A 26,661-nucleotide genomic window follows, 5' to 3' on the forward strand; every position below is an offset into this window, starting at 1 on the left:
CTTGGTCAAGTTCGGCCTTGTACGGTCGATAACCGCACAGCTCTTGTTGCCAAGGAGAACCCATGAGCCTGAAATTGAAAGTCACCCTGTTGGCGATCCTGCCCGTCTGCCTCTTCACCATCGTCCTGGGTGGCCTGTCCTACTGGGTGCTGCACGAACAGGCGGCCAGGGACGTCGGCGAAGCCCGCGAGCGGCTGATGGCGCAGAGCCGCAGCGCCCTGCAGAACACCGTGGAAGCGGCCATGACCGTGGTCAAGCCGCTGTACGACAGCGCCGCCCCGGGGGATTCCGAGGCGCGCAAGGAAGCCATTCGCCTGCTGTCGGCCATCGCCTACGGCAAGGATGGCTACATCTTCGGCTACGATTCCAACGTGGTGCGCCTGTTCAAGGGCAACGATCCGGCCGGCATCGGCAAGAGCTTCAAGGACAATCGCGATCCCAATGGCGTCTACCTGAACCAGGAATTGGTCCGGGTCGGCAAGGATGGCTCGCACTTCAGCCGCTACAGCTCGTCGCTGCCTGGCAACAAGGACATCCTGGTGCCCAAGCTGGCCTACACCGACTACCTGGCCAAATGGGACCTGGTGATCGGCTCCGCGGTGAACCTGGACGGTGTCGAGGCCGAGGTCGCCGCCGTGGCCGAACAGGTCGCCCAGCGGACCCGCAGCCAGCTCTGGCTGATCCTCGGCGTCGCCGGGGTGCTGCTGGTGGTGATCGGCATCGCCGCGCAACTCTTCGCCACCCGGACGCTGCGACCGCTGGCGCAGATCCGGGCGAATCTCGACGACATAGCTGCCGGGGAGGGCGACCTGACCCGCCGTCTTCCGGTCACGGGTCGCGACGAGATCGGTGAACTCGCCGCCTCCTTCAACCGCTTTGTCGATCGCATCCAGGGCACCATCGTCCAGGTCGTCGACATCACCCGGCAGCTCACCGCCCTGCTCGACGACGTCGCCCAGCAAGCCCAGCGCACCGATCGCGACATGCAGCGCCAGCGCAACGAGACCGACCAGGTGGCTACCGCCATCAATGAGATGTCCGCCGCCGCCCAAGAGGTGGCGCGCAGTGCCCTGCAGGCCTCCGAGGCCACCCGCCAGACCGAGGAGCAGGGCCGCATGGCCCGCGAGGTGGTTGCCTCCAGCGTCGCCCGCATCCACGGCCTGGTCGAGGAGGTGCGCCAGAGCGCTGTCTCCCTGGACGGCCTGAAGCAGGACGTCGGCGCCATCGTCGGCGTGCTCGACGTGATCCGTGCCATCGCCGAGCAGACCAACCTCCTGGCGCTCAATGCCGCCATCGAAGCCGCCCGGGCGGGCGAGGCGGGACGCGGTTTCGCCGTGGTGGCCGACGAAGTCCGCGCCCTGGCCAGCCGCACCCAGCAGAGCACCCAGGAGATCCAGGCCATGATCGACCGCCTGCAGCAGGCGACCGGTCGCGCGGTGGGCGCCATGGAGCGTTCCGGTGGCATGGGCGAGGCCACCACGGCCCAGGCCGAGCAGGCCGGCGCGGCGCTGGCATCCATCAGCGAACTCATCGCCACCATCAACGCCATGAACACCCAGATCGCCAGCGCCGCCGAGGAGCAGACGGCGGTGGCCGAGGAAATCAATCGCAGCGTCCACACCATCGCCGGGGCCGTCGACAGCATGGCCCAGGGCGCCCAGCAGGGCGCCGCGAGCACTGCCGGCATGGTCGGCCTGGGCGAGCGTCTGGGCGGGTTGGTTCGCCAGTTCCGTGTATGATCAGCGGCGCGCCGGGGTCTCCGGCGCGCCTCTTCGGGTCGAGTTGGGGGCGCTCATGGGAACCCAACGGCTTCCGAGGCTCTAAGCAAGGCCCGTCATCCTTGTTTGGAATCGCGAAAGCCAATGAAAAGTGCTCGGCTGGAAAACAAAACGTTCCTGATCCTGCTGGTGGTGGTCTCGCTCGCCTTCATCTGGATCCTCACCCCCTTCCTGGGTGCGGTCTTCTGGGGCGCCATCCTCGCCATCCTGTTCGCGCCGCTGCAGCGCTGGTTCGTCCGCCGCTTCAACAACAGACGCAACCTGGGCGCGCTCTGCACGCTGTTCGTGATCCTGCTCATCGTCATCCTGCCGGTGGTGTTCATCGCCATCTCCCTGGTGCAGGAAGGCTCGCTGCTCTACCAGCAGATCAGCAGCGGTCAGCTCAACTTCGGTCAGTACTACCAGCAGATCTGGGGCGCCTTGCCGGACTCGGTGCGCAGCGTGCTGGAGCGCTTCGGCGCCGGTGACCTCGACGGTATTCGCCAGAAGCTCTCCGATGGCGCGATGCAGGGTAGCCAGTTCGTCGCCACCCAGGCCTTCAGCTTCGGCCAGGGCACCTTCCAGTTCCTCATCGGCTTCGGCGTGATGCTCTATCTGCTGTTCTTCCTGTTGCGCGACGGCTCGCAACTGGTGGCGCTGATCCGCAAGGCCATTCCGCTGAGCGATATGCACAAGCGCAGCCTGATGGCGAAGTTCACCGCCGTGGTGCGCGCTACGGTGAAGGGCAACATCATCGTGGCCGTGGTGCAGGGCGCCCTTGGCGGTTTCATCCTCGGCGTGCTGGGGGTGCAGGGCGCGGTGCTCTGGGGCACCCTGATGGCCTTCCTGTCGCTGTTGCCCGCGGTCGGCTCGGCGCTCATCTGGGTGCCGGTGGCGATCTACTTCCTGGCCACCGGTGCGGTCATCAAGGGCGTGATCCTGATCGTCTTCGCCGTGGTGGTGATCGGCCTGGTGGACAACCTGCTGCGCCCCATCCTGGTCGGCAAGGACACCAAGATGCCCGACTACGTGGTGCTGATCTCCACCATCGGCGGCATGTCGCTGTTCGGCCTGAACGGCTTCGTCATCGGCCCGCTGATCGCCGCGCTGTTCATGTCCACCTGGGATCTGTTCAGCCATCGCGACGACATTTAGCGACTGGCGGGCTCCGGGAAGATCGGAGCCCGTGGGCGTCAGCCCTGGTCGGGCTCCGAGGGATAGCGGGTCGCGACCAGGCTTTCCTTGACCTTGCGCAGGTGCGGCTGGAAATCCACGCCGCGCTTCAAGGTCACCCCGGTCGCCAGGATGTCCAGCACGGTGAGCTGGATGATCCGCGAGGTCATCGGCATGTAGATGTCGGTGTCTTCCGGGAGCGGGATGTCCAGGCTGTGGGTGCAGACCTTGGCCAGCGGGGTGTTGCTGGCGGTGAGGCCGAGCACCGATGCGCCGTTGTCCCGTGCCAGCTTGGCCACGTCCACCAGCTCGCGGGTGCGGCCGGTGTAGGAGATGATCACGAACAGCTCGCCGGTCCGGGCGATGGAGGCAAGCATCCTCTGCATCAGCACGTCCGAATGTGCCGAAACCGCCATGTTGAAGCGGAAGAACTTGTGCTGGGCGTCCAGCGCCACCGGTGCCGAGGCACCCAGGCCGAAGAAATGGATCTGCCGGGCCTGGATCATCAGGTCGACCGCGCGATCCACCGTCCGGGCATCCAGCCGCTGGCGAGCGCTGTCCAGCGAGGCGATGGTGCTGCTGAAGATCTTTTCGGCGTAGGCTTCGGGCTCGTCGTTGGCTTCTACCGCCTGGCTGACGTAGACGGCGCCGCTGGCGATGCTCTGGGCCAGCTGGATCTTCATCTCCGGATAGCCGCTCACCCCTAGCGACCGGCAGAAGCGGTTCACCGTGGGTTCGCTGACCTGGGCTGCCTGGGCCAGGGCGGCGATGGTGTAGCGGGTGGCCTGCCGCGGATTCTGCAGAATGACTTCAGCGACCTTGCGTTCGGCACGGTTGAGTTCGCCAACGCGCGTCTGGATGGTTTGCAGCAGGGTGCTGGCACGATCCATGAGAACTCCTAATGGTTGTTGTGCCTCTATCCTAAGGCTATAAAAGGATTGGGCCGGTATTGTCGGGCCGCATTTTTTGATATTAAGACTACGCGAATCGCGCCGCATCCCCTATGATGGCCGCGGAATATCTCAAACTTTAAGTAAAAGAACGAATATTTATGGCTGGCGTCCGAGTTCTACCCTGTACCCTGGCAATCTTCGGCGCGTTGGGCGACCTGGCCCTGCGTAAACTTTTCCCTGCCTTGTATCAGCTGGATCGTGAAGGTCTGCTGCACGACGACACCCGGATCATGGCGCTCGCGCGCGATCAGGGGGACGGGGTCAAGCAGCTCGAACACATCGCGGAGCGTCTGCGCCACTATGTGCCCAAGGCGGACTGGGACGAGGCGGTCTTCGCCCGGATGCAGGCCCGTCTGGGCTATCGCGCCATCGACTTCCGCAACCGCGAAGACTATACGGGACTCGCCGAGGATGTGGGTGATACCGAGACGCTGATCGCCTATTTTGCCACGCCAGCCCTGGTCTACAGCGCCATCTGCGAGAACCTGGCCGCCGTCGGTCTGTGCGAGCGTACCCGGGTGGTGATGGAGAAGCCCATCGGCTACGACCTGGAGTCTTCCAAGGTGGTGAACGACGCCGTGGCGCGCTTCTTCCCGGAAGACCGCGTCTATCGCATCGACCACTACCTGGGCAAGGAGACGGTGCAGAACCTCATCGCGCTGCGCTTCGCCAACAGCCTGTTCGAGACCCAGTGGAACCAGAACTACATCTCCCACGTGGAGATCACCGTGGCCGAGAAGGTGGGCATCGAAGGTCGCTGGGGCTATTTCGACCAGGCCGGCCAGCTGCGCGACATGGTGCAGAACCACCTGCTGCAACTGCTCTGCCTGACCGCCATGGACCCGCCGGCGGACCTCTCGGCCGACAGCATCCGTGACGAGAAGGTCAAGGTGCTCAAGGCCCTGGAGCCGATCACCGCGGACCAGCTCGCCAGCCGCGTGGTGCTCGGTCAGTACACTTCGGGCTACAGCGACGGCAAGCCGGTCCCGGGCTATCTCGAGGAGCCCAATTCCAATACCGAGAGCCGTACCGAGACCTTCGTCGCCATCCGCGCGGATATCCGCAACTGGCGCTGGTCCGGCGTGCCTTTCTATCTGCGTACCGGCAAGCGCATGCCGCAGAAGCTGTCGCAGATCGTCATCCACTTCAAGGAACCACCGCACTACATCTTCGCGCCCGAGCAGCGCAGCCTGATCAGCAACCGCCTGATCATCCGCATCCAGCCGGACGAAGGCATCTCGCTGCAGGTGATGAGCAAGGACCAGGGCCTGCGCAAGGGCATGCAACTGCGCAGCGGTCCGCTGCAGCTGAATTTCTCCGAGACCTTCAAGCACCTGCGTACCCCGGACGCCTACGAGCGGTTGCTGCTGGAAGTCATGCAGGGCAACCAGTCGCTGTTCGTCCGCAAGGACGAGATCGAGGCGGCCTGGAAATGGTGCGACCAGCTGCTGGCCGGCTGGTCGAAGATGGGCGACTCGCCCAAGTCCTATGCGGCGGGTAGCTGGGGTCCGCTGACCTCCATCGCACTGATCGCACGAGACGGGAGATCCTGGTATGGCGACATCTGACCTGGGGCAGGGTGTGACCCTGCGCGAATTACCCGACCGCGAGGTCCATGCCGCGGCGCTGGCCGAGGCGGTCACTACCGCGTTACGCGAGGCCCTGGCCGCGCGCAACGTGGCGCTGCTGATCGTTTCCGGCGGTCGCAGTCCGGTGCCCTTCCTGGAGCGGCTGGCCAAGGCTGAGCTGGACTGGGCGAAGGTGACGGTCACCCTGGCGGATGAACGCTGGGTACCCAGTGACGATCCGGACAGCAACGCCGGTCTGCTGCGCAAGCACCTCTTCCAGGGGCCTGCGGCAGCGGCGCAGTTCGTCGAGCTGTACACCCCGGCGAATTCTCCAGAAGAGGGCATGGCCCTCACCGAGGCGCGCCTGCGCGATGCCCTGGGCACGCCGGATGTCCTGGTGCTGGGTATGGGTGACGATGCCCATACCGCCTCGCTGTTCCCCGGCAGCCCTGGCCTGGAAGAGGCCCTGGACCCGGCCAGCGAGCGTCTGAGCTTCCCGGGTGTCGCGCCTTCCGCGCCGCAGCGCCGCATCACCCTGAGCCGTGCCTACCTGAGCCGCGCGCGGCAGCAGATCCTCGCCATCCAGGGCGCAGGCAAGCGACAGGTACTGGAAACCGCTCTGGCCGAGGGCGACGAGTTGGCCACTCCGATCAAGGCGTTCCTGCGCGAACCCCTGGTCGTCTATTGGTGCCCCTGACGAGGAGTTAGTTTGTGGACATGCAGAACAAGATCGCGACCCTAGATGCCCTGTGCGCGCGTGCCCGGATCCTGCCGGTGATCGTGATCAATGATCCTGCCGACGTGCTGCCGTTCGCCGACGCCATGGCGGCCGGTGGCCTCACCGCGCTGGAGATCACCCTCAGATCCGCGCACGGACTCGATGCGGTGCGTCTGCTGCGCCAGGAGCGGCCGAACCTGGACGTTGGCGTAGGCACCGTGCTCGATGTGCGGATGTTCGATGCCGCGGTCGAGGCGGGCGCCCAGTTCATCGTCACCCCGGGCACCACCGAGGAAATCCTCCAGGCCGGGGTATCAGCGCCCATTCCACTGCTACCGGGCATCGCCACGCCGTCGGAGATCATGCAGGCCTATCGCCTGGGGTACCGTCGCTTCAAGCTGTTTCCGGCCAACGTCTATGGCGGCGTGGACGCGCTCAAGGCCTTTGCCGGTCCCTTCGCCGAGCTGAAGTTCTGCCCCACGGGCGGCGTCAACCCGGGCAACGTGAAGAATTACTTCCAGCAGTCCAATCTGCTGTGCGTGGGCGGTAGCTGGATGCTGCCGGGCGATGTGGTGAAGGCCAAGGACTGGGGCCGCGTCGAGCAACTCTGTCGCGAGGCGCTGGCCACGCTGGATTGAAGCTGCGGCCAGCCGTCACCCGCTAGGCTAGCGGACCCAGGGGCGCTATCATGCGCCCCTGTCTTTTTCCTGGCGCCCGTTCCGTGGCGCCCCTGTCGTCCACTACACCGGGAGGTGCCAGATGACCCTCGATAGAAACCCCGATAAAGAATCCCTCGACGAGACCGCCCCCGCGCCGGCTGGCGAAAAGCTGCAGAAGGTATTGTCGCGCCTGGGCGTCGGCTCGCGCCGTGACGTCGAAGCCTGGATCGGCGAAGGCCGGATCAAGGTCAACGGGGTGGTCGCCACCCTGGGGCTGCGGGTGATGCCCAAGGATGCCATCGCGGTCGACGGGCGCCTGCTCAAGCGCGACCAAGCCGAAGAGGTCGTACGCCGCGTCCTGATCTACAACAAGCCCGAGGGCGAGATCTGCACCCGCGACGATCCCGAAGGCCGGCCTACCGTCTTCGACCGCCTGCCCAAGCCCAAGCAGGGGCGCTGGATCAACGTCGGTCGCCTGGACATCAACACCACCGGCCTGTTGTTGTTCACCACCGACGGCGAACTGGCCAACCGACTGATGCACCCGTCCTACCAGATGGACCGCGAATATGCGGTGCGGGTCCGTGGCGAGGTCACCGAGGAGATGCTGCTGCGCCTGAAGAATGGCGTGATCCTCGAAGACGGTCCGGCACGCTTCACCGACGTCCAGCAAGCGCCCGAGGGTGACGGCTTCAACCACTGGTTCCATTGCGTGGTGATGGAAGGCCGTAATCGTGAGGTTCGCCGCCTGTGGGAATCCCAGGGGCTCCTGGTGAGTCGCCTGAAGCGGGTGCGCTTCGGTCCCGTGTTCATGACCAGCGATCTGCCGGTCGGACGCTGGCGCGAGATGACCCAGTCGGAAATCGACATCCTCGCCGCCGAGGTAGGCCTGCCCCCTGTGGCCCTGCCGGCCATGGGCGGCAAGACCAAGGAAAAACTGGAGCGCCAGCAGCGCAAGACCGCCCGGCCCATCGATGCGGGTCGCGGTTCGCGTAACAAGACCACCAAGGCCGGCAAGACGCAGGGTTCGGCCGTGGCCGAGCGCCCCAGCGAAGTCGGCCGCAAGCCGGTGAGCAAGGGCCGCACCTCGCCAGGTATCGCGCCGCGTCGCGGCCCGAGTGGTGGTGGTACCGGCAAGGGGGGTCGCCGCTAGGAAGTGAGGTCGCCTGCCCAGCAGGTGACCTTCAGGCCAGACTGCAGAGGCGATTGCGGCCGCTGGCCTTGGCTTGGTACAGGGCGCTGTCGGCGCGCTGCAGCAGGCAGCGCGCCGACTCCACGTCACGCAGGGTCGCCAGGCCAATGCTCAGGGTGACCGACAGGGGGATGGCGCCCTCACGCGAGGTCTGAGTCTCGACCGCCACTCTCAGCCGCTCCGCCACCGTATGGGCCGCCTCGTGGGAGGTGGCTGACAGCAGCACGCAGAACTCCTCGCCGCCGAAGCGGAACACCATGTCCATACTGCGCAGGCAGCTGGCGATGGTCTGGGCAGTCTGTCGCAGTACATCGTCACCCACGCCGTGGCCGAAGCGGTCGTTGATGCGCTTGAAATGGTCCAGGTCGAGCATCAGCAGCGACAGGGGCTGCTGCGTCCGACGCGCCAGTTCCAGTTCGCGTACCAGGGCGCGATCCAGGGCGCTGCGGTTGCCTACGCCAGTGAGAGCATCACGCAGGGCGTTGTTCAGCGCCTCGCGGTAGAGCAGGGCGTTGCGCAGGGGAAACATCAGGCTGCCGAGCAGCAGTTCCAGCGCCATGAGTTCGCTTTCATGAAAGCGCTCACTTCGACACACGCTCAGATCACCCAGGAAAATATCGCCCTGGCTCAGGTGATAGTGGACCTGATGGCCGGTTTCCAGTCCCAGGCTGATGTCGATGCCCTCCCGCGCATGGCGATAGGACAGGCCGGGCAGGTCCACCAGAGCGCTGACTTCCTGCTGGAAGAGCTGCAGCACGCGGTCCAGGTCCAGCGACGCCTGCAGCACCGTCGTCAGCCGTTGGCGCAGGGCGCGCAAGACCTCGGGGTCGCTTTCGCGAGTGAGGGCCGCCGGGCTCGCATTACGTTGCTGGCGGGCGAGATCGAAATCGATGGTGTTGGATGAGGGCGGGACCATGCCTGATTCTCCTTGGCCGATGATCCCTCTCCAGCGAGAACTGTGCCAATTCACTTATGGCCAATAAAATCAATAACTTGTGCTAATGATGGCCAATCGCCGCTGGTAAGTTGACACCCAAATAGCAAACCGGCGCGTCTTTCGTCGAATCTGCGACAGCTTTCCGACGCCCGGTTTGCAGGTGCTGTTTCAGGAGTTGACCAATGACCCCAGGAACACCGCGCTAGACCTTCAACACCAGTTTGCCGAAGTTCTCGCCGGAGAACAGCTTCATCAGCGTCTGCGGGAAAGTATCCAGGCCTTCCACCACATGTTCACGGGACCTGAGCTGGCCATCCGCCAGCCAGGTGGCCAGTTGCTGCTGGGCTTCGGCGTAACGTGCGGCATGGTCCAGCACGATGAAGCCTTCCATGCGCGCGCGATTGCTGAGCAGCGCCAGGTAGTTCTGCGGACCCTGAACCTTGTCGCTGTTGTATTGGCTGATGGCGCCGCACAGGACTACCCGAGCGCGGAAGTTGATCTGGGCGAGCACCGCATCCAGCGTCGGACCGCCGACGTTGTCGAAATAGATGTCGATGCCATTGGGGCATTCCCGGCGCAGGGCGGCGGCCAGGTCCGGCTCGGCCTTGTAGTCGATGGCCGCATCGAAGCCCAGCTCCTCGATCAGGTAGCGGCACTTCTCGGCGCCACCGGCGATGCCCACCACGTGGCAGGCCTGGAGCTTGCCGATCTGGCCGACCATGCTGCCGACCGCGCCGGCCCCGCCGGAGACCACGATGGTCTCGCCAGCCTTGGGCTCGCCCACTTCCAGCAGGCCGAAATAGGCGGTCAGGCCGGTCATGCCCAGCACCGAGAGATACTGCGGCAGGCTGGCCTTGGTGGGATCGACCCGGTAGAAACCCTGGGGCTCGCCCAGGTAGTAATCCTGGATGCCCAGCATGCCATTGACGGTGTCGCCCGGCTTGAAGTCAGGATGCTGGGAGGCGAGTACCTCACCCACGCCCAAGGCCCGGATGACCTCGCCGATGCCGATGGGCTTTATGTAGGACTTGCCCTCGTTCATCCAGCCGCGCATGGCGGGATCGAGGGACAGATAGAGGTTCTTGATCAGCACTTGACCGGCGCCAGGCTCGCCTACCGGCCGTTCGACGCGCTCGAAGGTTTCCGCAGTGGGTTCGCCGGATGGGCGCTTGGCGAGCAGGAATTGGCGATTGGTACGGGACATGGTGGTCTCCTGTGGGGAACGATCAAGTTCCGACCGATCAGGAGCCCACTCGTTTCCTAGGCGCGGCGTGCGGTGAGCAGCAAACTGGCCACCAGACCCGCCACCAGGCCCCAGAAGGCTGACCCCACCCCAGCCAGCGTCAGGCCCGATGCCGTCACCAGGAAGGTGATCAGGGCCGGCTCGCGCTGGCTGGGTTCGGCCAGGGCGCCGTGCAGGCCGTTCATGATCGAGCCGAGCAACGCCAGCGCCGCGACCGAGATCACCAGTTCGCTGGGCAGCGAGGCGAAGAGGGCGGCCAGGGTCGCGCCGAAGAGGCCGGCGATGCCATAGAAGAGTCCGCACCAGACCGCTGCCGTGTAACGCTTGCTGGCGTCTTCGTGGGCCTGGGGACCGGTGCAGATCGCTGCGCTGATGGCCGCCAGGTTGATGCCATGGGAGCCGAAGGGGGCGAGCAGTAGGGAGGCGATCCCGGTCGTGGCGATCAGCGGCGAGGCCGGCACCGCGTAGCCATCGGTACGCAGTACGGCGATGCCGGGCATGTTCTGCGAGGCCATGGCCACCACGAACAGGGGAACGGCAATGCCGATGGTGGCGGTGAGTGAGAAGGTAGGGGCGGTCCAGACCGGGATCGCCAGTTCCAGGCGCAGCTGACTGAAGTCCAACAGGCCGAGGCTGGCCGCCAGCAGCAGGCCGGTCACCAGAGCCACCAGGACGCAGTAGCGGGGCCAGAGTCGCTTGGCCACCAGGTAGCTCAGCGCCATGCCCAGCACCAGCAGGGTCCGGTGCTGGGCTGCCGCGCAGATCTCGATGCCGATGCGGAAGAGTATCCCGGCCAGCAGGGCGGCGGCCAGGGCCGGCGGTACTCGGCGCAAGAGCCGGTCGACGCTGCCGGTCAGGCCGCACAGGGCCAGCAGGGCTGCGCAGACGATGAAGGCGCCGATGGCGTCGCTGTAGGGCACCGATGGCAGGCTGGTGACCAGCAGGGCCGCGCCTGGGGTCGACCAGGCGATGACGATGGGCGTCCGGTACTTCAGCGACAGACCGATGGTGGTCAGGGCCATGCCGATGGACAGCGCCCAGATCCAGGAGGAAATCTGCCCGGTGCTGAGGCCGGCGTTCTGGCCGGCCTGGAACATCAGCACCAGGGAACTGGTGTAGCCGACCAGCATGGCGACGAAGCCGGCCACGATGGCCGCGGGAGAGGTATCGGCCAGCGGTCTGAGCCGGTGCGTGGTGACGTCCATGGTGGATCTCAATGGTGGCCGAACAGGATCGGATAGAGCGACAGCACCAGCAGCAGCGCCATGCTCCAGTTGAATACCCGCAGACGCGCCGGGCTACTCAGCAGGCGGCGCAGACCCATGCCGAACAGGGTCCAGAGACTGACGCTGGGCAGGTTGATGAGGGCGAAGAGCAGGGCCACCAGCAGCAGGTTGGCGGTGAAGTTCTCCGCCGGAATATAGGCTGTGACGGCGGTGATCGCCATCACCCAGGCCTTGGGATTCACCCACTGGAAGGCAGCGGCCTGGAAGAAGCCGAAGGGCTTGCCGCTGGCGCCGTCACGGGGGGAAGGCGCGGCGGCGGTGGCGAGTTTCCAGGCGAGATACAGCAGGTAGGCACCGCCCACCACGCGCAGAGCGAGCTGCAGCGGCGGATAGAGCAGGAAGAGTTGCGCCAGCCCCAGGCCGGTACAGATGACCAGCAGCATATGGCCGAGGCTGATGCCGAACATGTGCGGCAGGGTCCTGCGGAAGCCGAAATTCACGCCTGAGGCCAGCAGCATCATGTTGTTGGGGCCGGGCGTGGCGGAAGAAACGAAGGCGAACAGAACGAAGGCGGCGAGAATTTCGACGGTCATGGTGGATTCCCTGGGCTTTGTCCCAGCTTAGCCAGAGCGCGCGTGCGGGTATCCGTACACCGGCGCGGCGAGAAACCATTACAGTTGCGCTATCTCGACTGACAGTTTTCAACTGTCCTGGCGTCCTTTCGCCACTGTGTAGCGGCCACTCAAGGCCTGGTTGAACGCCAGCCAGCCCTCGGCGGCCTGGGGACCGACGCTGGCCAGCGCCGTCTGCACCAGGCGCATCTGCTCGCGTCTCAGGGTCTGCTCCAGTGCCGCGCCACCGCGGGTCAAAGACAGTCTGCGCTTGCGCTTGTCGCTGGCGTCGGTCTCCACCACCACCAGCTGCATCTCCAGCAACTGCCGCAGCGGGATGTTCAGCGCCTGCTTGCTGACGTTGAGCACCTCCAGCAGCGCTTTGTTGCTGAGCCCGGGATCACGCGCGATGAAGAACAGGATGCGCTGGTGGACACGACTCAGGCCGCGGCGGGCGAGCATGTCGTCGGCCTTGGCGGTGAAAGCCTGGTAGCCGAAGAAGAAGCTTTCCATGACTTCGCGTTGGCTGGCGGTCTGGTTTAGGTCAAGCATATTGACTTGTCTTTCCAAGGTGCATTAGGGTCGGTCAATCAGTTTGACTCATTAGGCGGCCGCAGGCCACGGAGGGAAGATGGCATTTTCCGAGCGGGTGACCAGGCTCAAGAGCAGTCTGATCCGGGATATCCTGGCAGCGGCGCAGCGTTCGGAGGTGATGTCCTTCGCCGGTGGCCTGCCGGCAGAGCGCTGCCTGCCGACAGTGGACTGGAGCGCCATGCCCGCTGGCCTGGGCCAGTACGGCATGAGCGAGGGCGAGCCCGCGCTGCGCGAGGCCATCGCCGTCCAGGCCCGCGCCTATGGCCTGGACTGCACGGCGGAGCAGGTACTGGTGACCACCGGCTCGCAGCAGGCCCTGGATCTGATCGCCAAGCTGTACCTCGACGTCGACACCCCGGTGCTGTTGGAAGGCCCCACCTACCTGGCGGCCCTGCAGAGCTTCCAGTTCTTCGGCGCCGACTGCCTGAGCGTGAGCCTCACACCGGAAGGACTGGACCTTGCCGCCTTGCGTGACTGCCTGGCAGCGCGGCGCCCGGCCTTCGCCTATCTCATCCCGACCTTCCAGAATCCGTCGGGGGTACGCTACAGCCCGGCCAACCGGGCAGCGGTGGCGGCGCTGCTGGACGAGTTCGGCGTCACCCTGGTGGAAGACGAACCCTATCGCGAGCTGTGCTATGACGGTGAGCCTGCACAGCCGCTTTGCGCCCGCCTCCAGCGCAGCGCCTGGATCTACACCGGCAGCCTGTCCAAGACGCTGCTACCCGGTCTGCGCGTGGGCTATCTGATCGCCTCGCCGGAGCTGCTCAAACCGTTGCGGGCGCTCAAGCAGGCGGCCGACCTGCATACCTGCCGCGTCAGCCAGTGGCAGGTGCTGCAATGGCTGGGCACCGAGCGTTATCGTCGGCATCTGGACGAGGTACGGGATTTCTACCGGGAGCGTCGCGACAGCTTCGCCGTGGCCCTGAGTCGGCATTTCAGGGATATCGCTGACTGGCAGGTGCCCCAGGGTGGCCTGTTCTTCTGGTTGCGGCTGAAAACGCCCATCGATACCCGTACGCTGTTGGATCAGGCCTTGGCGGAACACGTTGCCTTCATGCCCGGCGAGCCCTTCTTCGCCGATCCCGAACAGCACCGTGGTTTCCTGCGCCTCAACTTCAGCCATGTGGTACCCGAACGCCTCGATACCGGCTTGGCCCGCCTGGCGACAGTGATCCGGCAAGCCACCCCCCACAAGGAGCTATGAGATGTATCAGGTCTATGGCGATCGCCGTTCCGGCAACTGCTACAAGGTCGTGTTGATGCTGCACCTGCTGGGGGTGGAGTATCGCTGGCACGACGTCGACATCCTCGCGGGCGAGACCCGTACCGCGGCGTTCCTGGAGAAGAATCCGAATGGCAAGATTCCAGTGCTGGAACTGGAGGATGGCACCTGCCTATGGGAGTCCAACGCCATCCTCAATTTCCTGGCGGAGGGCACCGCCTTCCTGCCGAGCGAGCCGCGTCTGCGTACCCAGGTGCTGCAGTGGCAGTTCTTCGAGCAGTACAGCCACGAGCCCTATGTGGCCGTGGCACGTTTCATCAAGCTTTACCAGGGGATGCCCGCCGAGCGCCTCGAGGAATACGAGATCTGCCTGGTGCGGGGCTACAAGGCATTGCGGGTGATGGAACGGCAACTACAGCGCACGCCCTTCCTGGTGGGTGAGTGCTACTCCATCGCCGACATCGCGCTCTACGCCTATACCCATGTGGCCCATGAGGGCGGCTTCGCGCTGGATGACTTTCCGGCGATCTGCGCCTGGCTGGCTCGGGTAGCCGCCCAACCAGGCCATGTCGCGATTGGCTGAAAACAAAAGAGCGACCTCAGGTCGCTCTTCGTACCAGCCTGGCCGGTTCAGCGTGCGCTCACCACGAATTGCCAGTACTGGTTGAGCCGCCGTTCGCCGCCGTTGGCGGTCAGCAGGACCGAGGACGGTGGCTTGGTCTGCAACGCCGGCAGGGACTTCATCAGCGCCGTCCAGTTGCTGTAATAGGTCTGCAAGCAACGGCGCGCGGTGCCGTTGTTCTGCAACGAGGTAAGGGCCTTCTGGTAGGCCGGCTCGATCTGCGACAGCGCCTCGGTGACACAGCTGTCGGTATCGGCGAAACGGGCCGTGTCGCCGATTCGCGTGCCGGCGATGACCGCCTTGTTGGCGCAGGTCTTGAAAGCGGCCATGGTGGTCTGCTCGAAGAGCAGCGCATCCTGGTCCATGGCGAAGGCAGGGGTGCTGCAGAGGGCAGCGACCGCAACGGCTGAAGCGAAAGCGTGGCGTTTCATGGTGGGCGTCCCTGACTACGTCGGTGCAACGTGGTGGCATCAATGCACAGCGGCAGACTACGCTGCCAGGCAAATGTTCAGCACAGAAGGCGGCAAAGCGCCATCAGGTGATTTCCACCAGACCGACGGTCGTGAGGCCGATGAAAAGCGCGGTCAGAGCGACCATGGCGAAGGCCAACAGATAATCTTCCATCAAGGTTTCCCCTACTACGATGATGGCGATAGGACTCATGGCAACTGGCCAGGTTCGTAGGGAGTGTGGCGATTTGCCGGCGTGCCGACGAAAGGTAAGACGACAGATAAAGGAGGAAGACTTGCCGACGCTACTGCCGCGTCGGCAAGTCGGGGCATCACTCTTCCAGGCGGTTCTTGTCGAGCTTCTGGGCGAGACCGGCGCCCAGGTCGGCACCGGTCACCGGGGCGGCGCTCGGGTCGGACAGGGTGCGGGTCGCTAGTTGTTCGACCGCCTTGGCTTGCTTCGATGGCAGTTGCACGGCGGCCAGGCCGTCGCCGCCATCCACCGCCGGGCCGGGCTGCTCGACGTATTCCCAGTCCTGGCCCTGGTTCCAGGGGCCGCGCAGATCGCCTTCGCCTTGCGACAGGTTGTAGTAGACGCTGGCGTATTCCGGCCGCGGCGGCACCTTGCCCTGGGGGAAGTTGGGCTGGATGGAGTGCAGGGCGTTCTCGAAGGACTTCTGGTGGGCGATCTCGCGGGTCATCAGGAAGCTCAGGGTGTCCTGGATGCCCGGATCATCGGTGACGTTGATCAGCCGCTCGTAGACGATCTTGGCGCGGGCCTCGGCGGCGATGTTGGATCTCAGGTCGATGGTCGGCTCGCCGATGGTGTCGATGTAGGCGGCGGTCCAGGGCACACCTGCCGAGTTGACCAGGGCAGGGCCGCCGCCATAGAGGATCTGGGTGACGTGGGAATCGTTGCCGGCTCCGGTCAGGGATCGATACATGTCCGCCTCAGCCTGGGTCTTCTCCGCCAAGTCGCCCTTGGCGCCCTTGTTCAGCATGGCGATCAGCGAGCCGATGATCTCCAGGTGGCTGAGTTCCTCGGTGGCGATGTCGAACAGCATGTCCTTGCGGCCCGGGTCCAGCTCGGCTATCGCCTGGGTGAAGTAGCGCATGGCGGCGGCGAGTTCGCCTTGGGGACCGCCGAATTGTTCCAGCATCAGGTTGGCGAGGCCGGGATTGGGTTCGGACACGCGCACGGTGTATTGCAGTCGCTTGTTATGGACGAACATGTAACCTCCAGGGGCTAGTCACGGGTAACGCGGGGGTGGTTCAGCGCTTCGCGGTCAGGTCGGGATCGGCGGAGCGTTCCAGGAAGGCTCTGGTGGTGGCGGGCAGGTCTTCGAGCAACCAGGCCGCCATGGCCTTCTCCTGTTCGAGGATGCGTTCGCAGGCCTGCTGCGTTTCGCTGTCGCCGATCTCGGCAGCCGCCGCGATCAGCGTGGTGTAGGTGGCGATCTCGATGTTTTCGAAGGCATAGCCGGCGATGGCGCCCTTGATGACCTCATCGCTCATGGCGCTGCCGCCGATGGCCTGGCCCAGCGCCAGCAACTTGCCGCCCATGTCCTTGAGGGTGGAGGGGCTGCTGCCGAGTCGGCTCAGGCAACTCTCGATCACCTGGCGCTGCTCCTGGGTTTCCCGGATGTGCTGCTCGATGCGTTGGCGCAGGCGGGGGTAATGCTCCAGGCGGGCCAACTGGGCAGTGAGCATCTTTTCCGCCTGCTCTTCCATGCCGTGGGCGTCGCGCAGCCAATCGATAAGGTTGTCTTTTTTGGATACGGTCATGGAAAACTCCTGCTGGAAAATGACGTGGCGATGGTCCGTCGTCGCCACCGGATCCAAGTTCTGTCTGGTCATTAGTGGGCCAGGAGGAAGCAGAGATTCGGGCGGGGAGGGCCTTTCGGATCGGTGGGGAAGGCGGGCGGATTTTGTTTGACAACCCCAGCGGCGGCGGGAGGTCTGGCAGCCCTTTTTGTTGTACGCAACGGTTTTGGTTGTATAAGTCTTGTCTCGGCTGGGCCCGCTTATAGTCATATTTTTACCGTTCGCACGGCCCTGGATACCGTTCACCCTCCACGTGGCGGAACGATCTGCATTTGTGTCAGGATTCGACGATGCAGGGGGAAGGAGTCAGCATGAACGTGCCTGAGGAGGGACATCCGGGCTCGGGTTCGACTGGGCAGGGTGGGCACGAGAGCAGCCGCTGGCCGGACCCGAACGGCCTGGACGTCGATCCGGAGCGGATCGTCGCGCGATTGCGCGAGTCGGCCGCCGACGCCGATTGGGCCTGGTATCAGCGCCGTGGCGGCTGGTGCCGGACCGCAGAGGGCGACGCGGCGGGCCACTGGCCGATGTCGCTCGACGATGCCCAATTGGCCGCGCTGCGTGCCGAGCACGCCGTCCTTTCCCATCCCACCGGCTGCGGGCCTACGCCGCCGGGCTGGTTGCTTGCCCGTCCCGATGGCCGTACCGATTTCGCCGCCCTGGCCCTGCGCTTCGGTTTCGTTCTGCAGCAGCGGCAGCTCGAGCGCGCCCAGGCCATCCAGCAGGTGCTTTACGACATCACCTACCTGGCAAGTTCGACGGTGGATCGCCAGCTGTTCATGCAGCGCACCCACGAGCTGCTGGAGGCGCTGATCGATGCCGAGAATCTCTGCCTGGCGCTGCTGGATCCGGTATCCGAACGCATCCACTATCCCTACTATTTCGACCAGCGCGACGAATCTCCGCCCGAGCCTGGTTCCTTCGAGTCCCTGGATCGCCACCGGCCGAGCCTGACCGCCCATATCCTGCTCCACGGCGAACCGCTGCTGCTGTCCAAGGAGGCCATCGAGTTCGCCCTGGAGCAGGGCCCCTACTATTGCCAGGGCACGGTGCCCGAATTCTGGATGGGCATTCCGCTCAAGGACGGCGCCGACCGCACCTTCGGCGTGCTCAGCCTGCAGGTCTATGATCGCGAACGCCGCTACGGCAGCGAAGACCAGGCGCTGTTCCAGGTCATCGCCCGCGACGTGGCCATGGCGCTGGATCGCATTCTCCGGCGCGAGGATCTCGAGGCGACGGTGGGACAGCGTACCCAGGAGCTCTCCGAGCTCAACGCGCGCCTGCGCGAGCAGATCATCGAACGGGAGCGCGCCGAGCAGTTGCAGGCGGCGCTGTTTCGCATCGCCGAGCTGTCCAGCGCCAGCCCCGACATGACCGACCTGCTGAGCGGCCTGCACCAGGTGGTGGGGGAGCTGATCTATGCGCAGAACTTCTACATTGCGCTGTATGACGATGCGTCCGGCGAGGTGAGCTTTCCCTATTTCGTCGACGAGCGACGTACCCAGGCGCCGATCAGGCGCCGCAGGACCCGTGGCTACACGGAATACACCATCCGCCAGCGCTGTCCTTGCCTCATCGATCAGCAGAAGGCACGGGAGCTGATCGAGCGAGGGGAGATCACACCCGTCGAGGGGACGCCCGAGGCCTATTCCTGGCTGGGTATACCGCTCTACGATGGCCAGCACGTCCGTGGGGTGCTGGCGGTGCAGAGCTATCGTGAGGAGGTCTACTACAGCACCCGCGATCAGGAACTGCTCACCTTCGTCTCCCGCCACATCGACACCGCCTTGTCGCGGCGCAGCGCTGCGGAGGCGGTACTGCAATCCCGGCTGGCCCTGGAAGTGCGGGTGCAGGAGCGGACCAAGGCGCTGGACGAAGCCAACGCCCGGCTGCTGTACGAGAACAACCACGACGCCCTCACGCGCCTGCCCAATCGCAGCTTCTTCCAGCAACGCCTGGGTGAGCTCTGGAGCGCGCTGGAACGCGATGGCAGTGGCCTGGCGGTGATGTTCCTCGATCTGGACCGTTTCAAGCGGGTCAACGATCAGTTCGGTCATCCCTTCGGTGACCTGCTGCTGGTGGCGGCGGCCGCGCGGCTGTCCGGTTGCCTGCGCGAGACCGATCTGCTGGCGCGCCTGGGCGGCGACGAATTCGCCATCCTGGTGCCCGGCGCTGGGCTGGAGTTTCCGGTGGCCATCGCCCAGCGCATCATCGAGGCCTTCGATCGTCCCCTGGTGATCGACGATCACAGCCTGTTCGCCTCCTGCAGCATCGGCATCGTGGTCGCCGATCCGAGTCTTCATCGCCAGCCGGATGATCTGCTGCGCGACGCCGACACCGCGATGTACCGCGTGAAGCAAGGCGGGCGCGACAACTTCGCCGTGTTCAACCAGGAGTTGCGCCAGGTCGTCTCCGACCAGGTGGTCCGCGAGGGTGCCTTGCGCAAGGCACTCAAGCACGACAACGAGCTGGAGCCTTTCTTCCAGCCCATCGTCGAGGTGACGAGCGGGCGGGTGGCGGCACTGGAGGCCTTGATCCGCTGGCGCCAGCCCGATGGCAGCGTCCTGGCGCCGGGCGCCTTCCTGCCGGAGCTGGAAGGCCTACGGCTGATCGGCCGGTTGGATACCTACATGCTGACGCGCATCGCTGCCATCCTGGCCGAGCCGGCCCAGGCCGATTGGCCGGTGGTGCATGTCAACTGCTCCAGCTACAGCATCGTGCGACCGGAATTCGCCGACGAGGTGCTGGGCATCCTGGCCGCCCATGGCGTGGCGCCTTCGCGCATCTGCCTGGAGCTGACCGAGGGAGCGCTGGTGGCTGAGCCGGCCCAGGCCAAAGCCACCATGGAGGCCCTGGATCGCCACGGGGTATCGGTGGTGCTGGATGACTTCGGCGCGGGCTTCTCGTCGCTCGGCTATGTCCACGAATACCGCTTTCGCGGCCTCAAGATCGACAAGTCCTTCGTGCTGCGCCTGGCGGACAGCACGCGCAGCGTGGCCATCGTGCGCGCCATAGTACGCATGGCCGAATCCCTGGAACTCGACGTGGTCGCCGAGGGCGTCGAGGATGACCAGGCACTGCAACTGCTCAAGGACATGGGCGCCGGCCATGCCCAGGGCTATCACTTCGCCAGACCGATGGATCTCCCGGCGATCCGCCGGCTGCTGGCCGCCAACCCCTGAGCGCCTCTTCCAGCCGTTAGGCCACTAGAAGGTGACGCCAGCGACCAGGATCAGGTTGGTGTAGGGCTGGCACTCTCCAGTACGGATCTGCACCCGGGCTCCCTGACACAGCGCCTTCAGTTCCTCGTGGGAGACCCGCTGGCGGCGGCCGAGGGCGCCTGCGGCGGTCAGGCGTTCCAGCTCGGCCAGCGCCGGTGGCTGAGCGGTGAGGGTTTCCTCGGCGAGCAGGTGGCTTTCCACCTGCATCTCGCTGAGCAGCGCCTGCAGCACACTGAGAAAATCGGGGATCCCGTGGCTGACGGCCAGGTCGACCAGGGGCGTGCCGGGTGGCACCGGCATGCCGGCGTCGCCGATGACCACTCGATCACCGTGGCCGAGACTGGCGACGGCGTGCGACAGGGCGATGTTGAGCAGGGCGGTCTTCTTCACCGGGCGAGCTCCTGGCGTGTGGGAATGGACGGCTGGGCGCCCGGGCGAGTGACAGCGATAGCGGCGGCCCGCTGGCCGAGGGCGATGGCCTCCGTGACGCTCAGCCCCTCCGCCAGGCCGGCTGCGAATCCCCCGAGGAAGGTGTCGCCGGCGGCGGTGGTGTCCACCGCCTGCACCGGGGTGGCCGGATGGTGCCGGCAACCCTCGGCGGTGACCTGCAGCAAGCCCTGGCTACCCAGGGTCAGCAGCACCTGACGGGCGCCGGCCGCGATCAACTGGCGCGCCGCGGCCTCGGCTTGCTCGCGATTGTCCACCGGTAGTCCGGTGAGCAGGCTCGCTTCGCTTTCGTTGGGCACGAGGTAGTCGATATGGGCGTACCAGTCGGCGGGCAGGGGGCCGGTCGCGGGTGCCGGGTTGAGGATCACCGTCTTGCCCAGCGCCCGGGCGCGCGCCAGGGCGCCACCGACGGTGGCGAGCGGCACTTCCAGCTGGGCGATGACGATCTTGGCCTTGGCCAGCAGGGCTTCCTGGGCCTGCAGGTGCGCGACGGACAGCTCGCCGTTACCGCCCGCGACGATGACGATGGCGTTCTGGCCCTGGTCGTCGACCAGAATGGAGGCGATGCCGGTGGGTACGTCGTTCGCCACCGAGACGCCGCGGCAGTCGATGCCTTCCTGGACCAGGCTGCGGGTGAGGAAGTCGCCATAGGGATCGGCGCCGACGCACCCGATCATGGCGACCTGGGCGCCCAGGCGCGCGGCGGCTACCGCCTGATTCGCGCCCTTGCCGCCCGGGGCGGTGGCGAAGGCATGGCCGGCGAGGGTTTCGCCACCCTTGGGCAGGCGCGGGGTGCGCACCACCAGATCCATGTTGAGGCTACCGATGACGACGACGTCAGGGTGCATGGGAGGTCTCCAGAGCAGAAGGGGCCGCGGTGGATTCGCGCAGCACCAGCCGAGGTACGGCGATGTCGTGGGTGGAAGGGCTGCTGACCGTTTCGCGGCGCGCCAGCAGCAACTGCGCTGCCTGCTCGCCAAGGTCGCGGATCGATTGGCCGATGGTGGTCAGTGCAGGGTAGAGGTAGCGGCTGAGTTCGATGTCGTCGAAGCCCACCACCGACAGTTGCGCCGGTACCCGCAGGCCGCGTTCGGCCGCCGCACGCAGCACGCCCAGGGCGATGGTGTCGTTGCCGGCGAAGATCGCGGTCGGGCCACCTGGCTGTGCCAGCAGTGCCTGGGCTTCGGCGTGGCCAGCGGCCGCGGTGAAGGCGCAGCGACGGATCATGCCTGGCGCGAAGCCAGCCTCGGCCAGGGCTTGCTGGTAACCGGCCACCCGCTCGCTGGCGACCGGTGAGTCGGCCGGGCCGCCGAGGCAGGCGATGCGCCTGTGCCCCAGCTCCAGCAGGTGCCGCGTGGCGAGCAGGCCGCCCTGGTGGTGGTCGACGCGGATGTGCCCGGCCTGGACCCCTTCCAGCGGACGGTCCACCAGCACCAGTGGGATGCGCAGCCCGGCCAGCGCCTTGGCGAAGCGCGGATCGCCGTCTACCGTGGCGACCACCAGGCCGTCGATGCGGCGCTCGCGCAAGACCCGCAGGTAGCGCAGCTGTTTGTCGGCATCGTCATCGGAATTGCACAGGATCACGCTGTAGCCCTGGCGTTCGCAATGGTCCTCGATACCCCGGGCCAGTTCGGCGAAGTAGGGGTTCACCGCATTGGGCACCAGCACGCCGAAGGTGCCGGTGGCCTGGTTGCGCAAGGAACGGGCGACGCCGCTGGGCACGTAGCCCAGTTCGGCGATGGCGGCCTCGACCTTCTCCCGCACTCCCGGACTGACCGGACGGGTGTTGTTCACCACGTGGGACACCGTGGTGTAGGAGATGCCGGCGCGGGCCGCGACGTCCTTGATCGTGGCCATCAGCCCTGTCTCTTGGCGCGCTGGCTACGGTAGGTGTCGAGGATCACGGCGACGACGATGACCGCGCCGGTGATGATGCGCTTGGTCGGCTCGCTGGCACCGATCTGGGCCAGGCCCGCGGCCAGTACCGAGATGATGAGTACTCCGAAGAAGGTGCTGATCACCGAGCCACGGCCGCCCATGAGACTGGTCCCGCCGATCACCACGGCGGCGATCACCTGCAGTTCCAGGCCGACGCCGGCATTGGGGTCGGCGGCTTCCAGGCGCGAGATCTGGAACAGCGCGGCCAGGCCCGCCAGCAGGCCCATGAGGGCGAAGACGATGACCTTGTAGGGCTTGGGATTGATCCCCGCCAGACGTACCGCTTCCTCGTTGGTGCCGATGGCGATCAGGTAGCGGCCGAGCACCGAGCGGGTCAGCAGCAGTTGCGCCACCACGATCACCAGCAGGGCGATGACGAAGGAGGGCGAGATGCCGAAGGCGAAGGGCGTCGACAGCCAGGCATAGGCATCGCCGATGTAGGCGGTGCGCGAGTCGGTCAACTGGTAGGCGGCGCCGCGGGCCATCTCCAGTACGCCCAGGGAGACGATGAAGGAGGGGATGCGCCAGGCCACCGTGACGCTACCGGTGAGGGTGCCGGTCAGGGCGGCGGCGAGCATGCCCAGGGCAGCGGCGGGCAGGATGCCCCAGCCCCATTCCAGGGTGGCGACGCTGACCACCGCCGCGGCCAGGGCCACCACCGAGCCGACCGAGAGGTCGATACCGCCGATGATGAGGATGAAGGTCATGCCGGTGGCCAGCACCATGAGGTCGGGGATCTGGTTGGCCAGGGTGGTGAAGGTGGCGTAGGAGAGGAAATGGCTGCTCAGCACGGAGAACAGCACGATCATCGCCAGCAGGGCGGCGGCCAGGCCCACGTAGGTACCCAGGCCCAGGCCGAAGGCACGTCGGGAGGAGGTGACGGGAAGACTGCTCATCGAATGGCTTCCTGAGAAAGGGGTTGCGGCGGGACAGGTTCTTCCAGCAGGGCTTCGCGGGAGCGATAGCCGGCGAAGGCGGCCGCCAGCAGCCGCTCCTGATCCCAGTCATGACGATCGAAGGTATCGACCAGGCGGCCGGCGGACAGCACGCCGATGCGATCGCAGATCAGCATCAGTTCGCGCAGGTCGCTGGAGACCACCACCAGGGCCTTGCCCTGACGGGTCAACTCGGCCAGCAGGCCGTAGATCTCGAACTTGGCGCCGACGTCGATGCCGCGCGTGGGTTCGTCGAACAGCAGCACCTGGCAGTCACGCTCCAGCCAGCGGCCGATGACCACCTTCTGCTGGTTGCCGCCGGACAGTTCGCCCACTGCCTGGGTGCCGTCGTTGCAACGGATGCGCAAGCCCTTGATGTGACGCTGGGCCAGCTCGGCCTCGCGACTGCCGTTGACCAGGCCCTGCTGCGCCACCTTGTCCATGTTGCCCAAGGCGAGGTTGGCGGCGATCGGCTGGCTGAGCAACAGGCCTTCGCCCTTGCGGTCCTCGGTGATGAGGGCGATGCCCTGGCGCACCACCTTGGCGGGCGAACCCAGGTCCACCGGCTGACCGGCCAGGCGTACCGCGCCGGAATCGGCCCGGTCGGCGCCGAAGATCAGGCGCAACAGCTCGGTCCGGCCGGCACCGATGAGGCCGGAGATGCCGTAGATTTCCCCGGCCCGCACACTGAAGGACACGTCCTGGACCTTGTCGGCACGCTTCAGGCCCTGCACTTCCAGCAGGGGCGGGCCGAAGCGGCGTTCGCCCATGTCCAGGTGTTCACCGAGATCGCGTCCCACCATGAGGCTGACGATCTGGTCGGTGTCGTATTGCACCATGGGTGCATCGGCGACCAGGCGGCCGTCGCGCAGCACCACCAGTTGCTGGGCGATGCGCTTGAGCTCTTCCAGGCGATGGGAGATGTAGACCAGCGCCACCCCCCGGGCGCGCAGGCGCTCGATCTGCTCGAACAGCAGTTCCACCTCGCGGGAGGTGAGCATGGCGGTGGGTTCGTCGAGGATCAGCACCCGGCAATCGCCGATCAGGTTGCGGGCGATTTCCACCATCTGCTGGTGCCCCACGCCCAGTTCGGCGATGGGGGTATCCGGGTCGATGGCTTCCAGGCCGACCTGGGCCATCGCCAGTCGCGCCTGTTCGCGCAGTTGGCGACGGTCGATCCAGCCCAGCCGCCGGGGCAGCCGGTCGAGAAAGAGATTTTCCGCCACGGTGAGGGTGGGCAGCAGGTTGAGTTCCTGCATGACCATCCGCACCCCCTGGGCCTCCGCGTCGCGGCGGCTGCCCGGGGCATAGGGTCGGCCGAGGAAGCTCAGTTCGCCGGTGGTGGGTTGCACCAGGCCACAGAGGATCTTGGACAGGGTGCTCTTGCCGGCGCCGTTTTCCCCGGTGAGCGCCAGCACCTCGCCGGCGCGCAGTTCCAGGTCCACGCCGCCGAGTACCGGCTGTGCATAGGTCTTGCCGATGTCACGGGCGCTGAGGATCACCTCGGACGACATGGGAGGCTCTCCTCGGATCAGGGCTGGGTGACGAGTTCGACCGGTGTCTCGATCACCCCGTCCTTGGCACCGGTGGGCTCGCCCTTGACCAGCTTGAGCGCGGCTTCGATACCGAACACGGCCTGCTTGGCGGCGAACTGGTCGGCGGTGGCGAGGACGCGACCGTCTTTCAGCATCGGGTGGATGGCCTTGATGTTGTCGTAGCCGACGACCTGCACCTGGCCCTTCTTGCCGGCCGCGCGCACCGCGGAGACCGCGCCCAACGCCATGCTGTCGTTACCGGCCAGCAGGGCCTTCAGATCGGGGTATTCGTTGAGCATGGCCGCGGCGACGGCGTTGCCCTTGTCGATCTCCCAGTTGCCGGACTGCACGCCGACGATCTTCATGCCGGCCGCTTCCATGGCGTCCTTGAAGCCGGCGGTGCGCTGCTGGGCGTTGGTGGTGGTGGAGACGCCCTCGATGATGCCGACCTGATCACCCTGCTTGAGCTGCTTGGCCAGGTATTCGCCCACCAGGCGTGCGCCCTTGCGGTTGTCGGGACCGACGAAGGGGATGTCCAGGGACTTGGATTTCAGTACCTCGGGGTCCAGGCGGTTGTCGATGTTGACCACCTTGATACCCGCGTCGCTGGCCTTCTTCAGCACCGGGACCAGCGCCTTGGAGTCGGCCGGGGCGATGACCAGGGCATCGACCTTGGACACGATCATCTGCTCGACGATACGGATCTGGCTGGAGGTGTCGGTCTCGTCCTTGATCCCGTTGGAGATCAGGTCGAAGTCGGCGGCATGTTCTTTCTGGTAGGTCTTGGCGCCGTCTTCCATGGTCAGGAAGAATTCGTTGGCCAGGGACTTCATGACCAGCGCGACCTTGGGTTTCTCGGCGGCCGTGGCATGACTGGCGGTGAGCGGCAGGATCAGCGAAGCGGAGGTAAGGGCGATGGCCGCCAGCAGGCGGGCAGGACGGAAGGCCAGCATAGGGGATCTCCGAATTCTTATGGTTGTTGTAGTCGCGCAAACGTTTGCGTCCGCCAAAGAATGGTGCGAGAGCAGGTAGCTGTCAATCACTGCCACTACATGAATCGATTCAGCGCGGCGGGACGGTTGGTTGGCTCCGGTCAGCCATGGACCGCTATACTGCGCCCCTTGTTTTTCTGCCAGGCGCCCGCCGCCGACGAGTCTTCGCCATGTCCTTTTCCGAATCCGCCTTGAAATCCCTCATCCGCGCCGTGCCCGATTTTCCCAAGGCCGGGGTGATCTTTCGGGACATCACGCCGCTGTTCCAGTCGCCCGAGGGCCTGCGGGCCGTCATGGAGGCGCTGCTGGAGCGTTACCGAGGCGCCTCCTTCACTCATGTCGGGGCGCTGGACGCGCGGGGCTTCCTCATCGGTCCGATCCTGGCCTACGAACTGGGCAAGCCGCTGGTGCTGTTCCGCAAGCAGGGCAAGCTGCCGGCCGAACTGCTGACCGAGGTCTACAGCACCGAGTACGGCGATTCCGTGATCGAGGTGCACAAGGACAGCGTCGGCGCCGGTGATTCGGTGCTGCTGGTCGATGACCTCATCGCCACCGGCGGCACCCTGGTCGCCGCCGGCAACCTGATCAAGCGCCTGGGAGCCCACGTCCACGAAGCCGCGGCCATCGTCGACCTGCCGGAACTGGGCGGCTCCAAGCGCCTGCAAGCTGCCGGTATTCCGACTTTCGCGCTGACGAGCTTTGCGTTGTCCGAGTATTGAGTTGCGGCTGATCGCGGCCATCGCGGTCCGCCTGCTGTGCTTTTGCTCTCATCCATCGCGGCCATGGGCCGCTCCTACAGGTACACCGAACATCTGTAGGAGCGGCCCATGGCCGCGATTGTGTTA

The 26,661-nt window shown here is 65.7% G+C and carries 26 protein-coding genes and 1 pseudogene; 11 read left to right on the top strand and 16 right to left on the bottom strand.

Annotation, left to right across the window (positions count from 1 at the left end):
* Nucleotides 1-62: 62 nt before the first annotated feature.
* The 3 genes and pseudogenes from RND78_RS28300 to RND78_RS15750 all read left to right on the top strand — a co-directional run.
* Nucleotides 63-881: pseudogene (locus RND78_RS28300) on the top strand (cache domain-containing protein); the annotation flags it as partial.
* A gap of 102 nt (nt 882-983) precedes the next feature.
* Complete coding sequence (locus tag RND78_RS28305) at nt 984-1,739, top strand: methyl-accepting chemotaxis protein (protein WP_409457061.1); 756 nt, start codon at nt 984-986, stop codon at nt 1,737-1,739.
* Between the two features lie 123 nt (nt 1,740-1,862).
* Complete coding sequence (locus tag RND78_RS15750; protein WP_312730092.1) at nt 1,863-2,912, top strand: AI-2E family transporter; 1,050 nt, start codon at nt 1,863-1,865, stop codon at nt 2,910-2,912.
* A gap of 38 nt (nt 2,913-2,950) precedes the next feature.
* On the opposite strand, the gene RND78_RS15755 is transcribed toward RND78_RS15750, so the two are convergent.
* Entirely contained in the window at nt 2,951-3,820 is an 870-nt protein-coding gene (locus RND78_RS15755) for a MurR/RpiR family transcriptional regulator (RefSeq protein WP_059229546.1), read from the bottom strand.
* Between the two features lie 161 nt (nt 3,821-3,981).
* Here RND78_RS15755 and zwf point away from each other — a divergent pair, with 161 nt between their 5' ends.
* The 4 genes from zwf to rluB all read left to right on the top strand — a co-directional run bounded on the left by zwf (nt 3,982) and on the right by rluB (nt 7,981).
* Complete coding sequence (gene zwf, locus RND78_RS15760) at nt 3,982-5,451, top strand: glucose-6-phosphate dehydrogenase (RefSeq protein WP_312730093.1); 1,470 nt, start codon at nt 3,982-3,984, stop codon at nt 5,449-5,451.
* Nucleotides 5,438-6,148, top strand: a complete 711-nt coding sequence (gene pgl / locus RND78_RS15765; RefSeq protein WP_312730096.1) for a 6-phosphogluconolactonase — start codon at nt 5,438-5,440, stop codon at nt 6,146-6,148. Before zwf ends, pgl begins: the two co-directional genes overlap by 14 nt.
* A gap of 20 nt (nt 6,149-6,168) precedes the next feature.
* Nucleotides 6,169-6,807, top strand: coding sequence for a bifunctional 4-hydroxy-2-oxoglutarate aldolase/2-dehydro-3-deoxy-phosphogluconate aldolase (locus tag RND78_RS15770; protein ID WP_312730097.1), 639 nt, complete (start codon nt 6,169-6,171; stop codon nt 6,805-6,807).
* Between the two features lie 121 nt (nt 6,808-6,928).
* A complete protein-coding gene (rluB, locus tag RND78_RS15775; RefSeq protein WP_312730099.1) occupies nt 6,929-7,981 on the top strand; it encodes a 23S rRNA pseudouridine(2605) synthase RluB in 1,053 nt (350 codons plus the stop codon).
* Nucleotides 7,982-8,012: 31 nt separating this feature from the next.
* Here the strand turns inward: rluB and RND78_RS15780 are convergent, their stop codons facing one another.
* The 5 genes from RND78_RS15780 to RND78_RS15800 all read right to left on the bottom strand — a co-directional run bounded on the left by RND78_RS15780 (nt 8,013) and on the right by RND78_RS15800 (nt 12,589).
* Complete coding sequence (locus tag RND78_RS15780; RefSeq protein ID WP_312730100.1) at nt 8,013-8,936, bottom strand: GGDEF domain-containing protein; 924 nt, start codon at nt 8,934-8,936, stop codon at nt 8,013-8,015.
* Nucleotides 8,937-9,159: 223 nt separating this feature from the next.
* Nucleotides 9,160-10,161 carry an NADP-dependent oxidoreductase gene (locus tag RND78_RS15785; RefSeq protein ID WP_312730102.1) on the bottom strand — a complete coding sequence of 334 codons (1,002 nt, stop codon included), beginning with the start codon at nt 10,159-10,161 and terminating at the stop codon, nt 9,160-9,162.
* A 56-nt stretch (nt 10,162-10,217) separates the two neighbouring features.
* Entirely contained in the window at nt 10,218-11,405 is a 1,188-nt protein-coding gene (locus RND78_RS15790; RefSeq protein WP_312730103.1) for a benzoate/H(+) symporter BenE family transporter, read from the bottom strand.
* A gap of 8 nt (nt 11,406-11,413) precedes the next feature.
* On the bottom strand, nt 11,414-12,019 hold the full coding sequence (locus RND78_RS15795; RefSeq protein WP_312730104.1) for a LysE family translocator: 606 nt from the start codon (nt 12,017-12,019) through the stop codon (nt 11,414-11,416).
* 108 nt (nt 12,020-12,127) lie between these two features.
* Nucleotides 12,128-12,589 carry a MarR family transcriptional regulator gene (locus RND78_RS15800; protein ID WP_312730105.1) on the bottom strand — a complete coding sequence of 154 codons (462 nt, stop codon included), beginning with the start codon at nt 12,587-12,589 and terminating at the stop codon, nt 12,128-12,130.
* Nucleotides 12,590-12,668: 79 nt separating this feature from the next.
* On the opposite strand from RND78_RS15800, the gene RND78_RS15805 reads away from it, so the two are divergent.
* On the top strand, nt 12,669-13,835 hold the full coding sequence (locus tag RND78_RS15805; protein ID WP_312730107.1) for a PLP-dependent aminotransferase family protein: 1,167 nt from the start codon (nt 12,669-12,671) through the stop codon (nt 13,833-13,835).
* A 1-nt stretch (nt 13,836) separates the two neighbouring features.
* Complete coding sequence (locus RND78_RS15810) at nt 13,837-14,436, top strand: glutathione S-transferase family protein (RefSeq protein ID WP_312730108.1); 600 nt, start codon at nt 13,837-13,839, stop codon at nt 14,434-14,436.
* A gap of 47 nt (nt 14,437-14,483) precedes the next feature.
* On the opposite strand, the gene RND78_RS15815 is transcribed toward RND78_RS15810, so the two are convergent.
* From RND78_RS15815 to RND78_RS15830, 4 genes are all read right to left on the bottom strand, one after another.
* Complete coding sequence (locus RND78_RS15815; protein WP_312730109.1) at nt 14,484-14,906, bottom strand: hypothetical protein; 423 nt, start codon at nt 14,904-14,906, stop codon at nt 14,484-14,486.
* Nucleotides 14,907-15,009: 103 nt separating this feature from the next.
* Entirely contained in the window at nt 15,010-15,138 is a 129-nt protein-coding gene (locus tag RND78_RS15820; RefSeq protein ID WP_295466990.1) for a hypothetical protein, read from the bottom strand.
* A 118-nt stretch (nt 15,139-15,256) separates the two neighbouring features.
* Nucleotides 15,257-16,156 (bottom strand): manganese catalase family protein, encoded by a 900-nt coding sequence (locus tag RND78_RS15825; protein WP_312730113.1) that lies wholly within the window; start codon nt 16,154-16,156, stop codon nt 15,257-15,259.
* 40 nt (nt 16,157-16,196) lie between these two features.
* Nucleotides 16,197-16,709: a ferritin-like domain-containing protein gene (locus RND78_RS15830; RefSeq protein WP_312730115.1), complete on the bottom strand. Its 513-nt coding sequence runs from the start codon at nt 16,707-16,709 to the stop codon at nt 16,197-16,199.
* A 350-nt stretch (nt 16,710-17,059) separates the two neighbouring features.
* Here RND78_RS15830 and RND78_RS15835 point away from each other — a divergent pair, with 350 nt between their 5' ends.
* Nucleotides 17,060-19,930, top strand: coding sequence for an EAL domain-containing protein (locus tag RND78_RS15835; protein WP_312730118.1), 2,871 nt, complete (start codon nt 17,060-17,062; stop codon nt 19,928-19,930).
* A 24-nt stretch (nt 19,931-19,954) separates the two neighbouring features.
* On the opposite strand, the gene rbsD is transcribed toward RND78_RS15835, so the two are convergent.
* The 6 genes from rbsD to RND78_RS15865 are packed head-to-tail and all read right to left on the bottom strand — an operon-like array spanning nt 19,955 to nt 25,777.
* The gene (rbsD, locus tag RND78_RS15840; RefSeq protein WP_312730119.1) at nt 19,955-20,359 is read right to left on the bottom strand and encodes a D-ribose pyranase; all 405 of its coding nucleotides are present in this window, start codon (nt 20,357-20,359) and stop codon (nt 19,955-19,957) included.
* On the bottom strand, nt 20,356-21,264 hold the full coding sequence (rbsK, locus tag RND78_RS15845; protein ID WP_312730121.1) for a ribokinase: 909 nt from the start codon (nt 21,262-21,264) through the stop codon (nt 20,356-20,358). The genes rbsD and rbsK overlap by 4 nt, the downstream gene beginning before the upstream one ends.
* Nucleotides 21,254-22,273, bottom strand: a complete 1,020-nt coding sequence (locus tag RND78_RS15850) for a LacI family DNA-binding transcriptional regulator (RefSeq protein WP_312730124.1) — start codon at nt 22,271-22,273, stop codon at nt 21,254-21,256. The genes rbsK and RND78_RS15850 overlap by 11 nt, the downstream gene beginning before the upstream one ends.
* Nucleotides 22,273-23,250 carry an ABC transporter permease gene (locus tag RND78_RS15855; protein ID WP_312730125.1) on the bottom strand — a complete coding sequence of 326 codons (978 nt, stop codon included), beginning with the start codon at nt 23,248-23,250 and terminating at the stop codon, nt 22,273-22,275. The genes RND78_RS15850 and RND78_RS15855 overlap by 1 nt, the downstream gene beginning before the upstream one ends.
* On the bottom strand, nt 23,247-24,803 hold the full coding sequence (locus RND78_RS15860) for a sugar ABC transporter ATP-binding protein (protein ID WP_312730126.1): 1,557 nt from the start codon (nt 24,801-24,803) through the stop codon (nt 23,247-23,249). The genes RND78_RS15855 and RND78_RS15860 overlap by 4 nt, the downstream gene beginning before the upstream one ends.
* Nucleotides 24,804-24,820: 17 nt before the next feature.
* Nucleotides 24,821-25,777, bottom strand: coding sequence for a sugar ABC transporter substrate-binding protein (locus RND78_RS15865; RefSeq protein ID WP_295467006.1), 957 nt, complete (start codon nt 25,775-25,777; stop codon nt 24,821-24,823).
* 209 nt (nt 25,778-25,986) lie between these two features.
* Between RND78_RS15865 and RND78_RS15870 the strand changes: the two genes are divergently transcribed.
* Nucleotides 25,987-26,535, top strand: a complete 549-nt coding sequence (locus RND78_RS15870) for an adenine phosphoribosyltransferase (RefSeq protein ID WP_312730129.1) — start codon at nt 25,987-25,989, stop codon at nt 26,533-26,535.
* The last annotated feature ends 126 nt before the right edge of the window (nt 26,536-26,661 follow it).

This window comes from Pseudomonas oryzihabitans, assembly GCF_032027545.1.
Taxonomy (GTDB): Bacteria; Pseudomonadota; Gammaproteobacteria; order Pseudomonadales; family Pseudomonadaceae; genus Chryseomonas; species Chryseomonas oryzihabitans_F.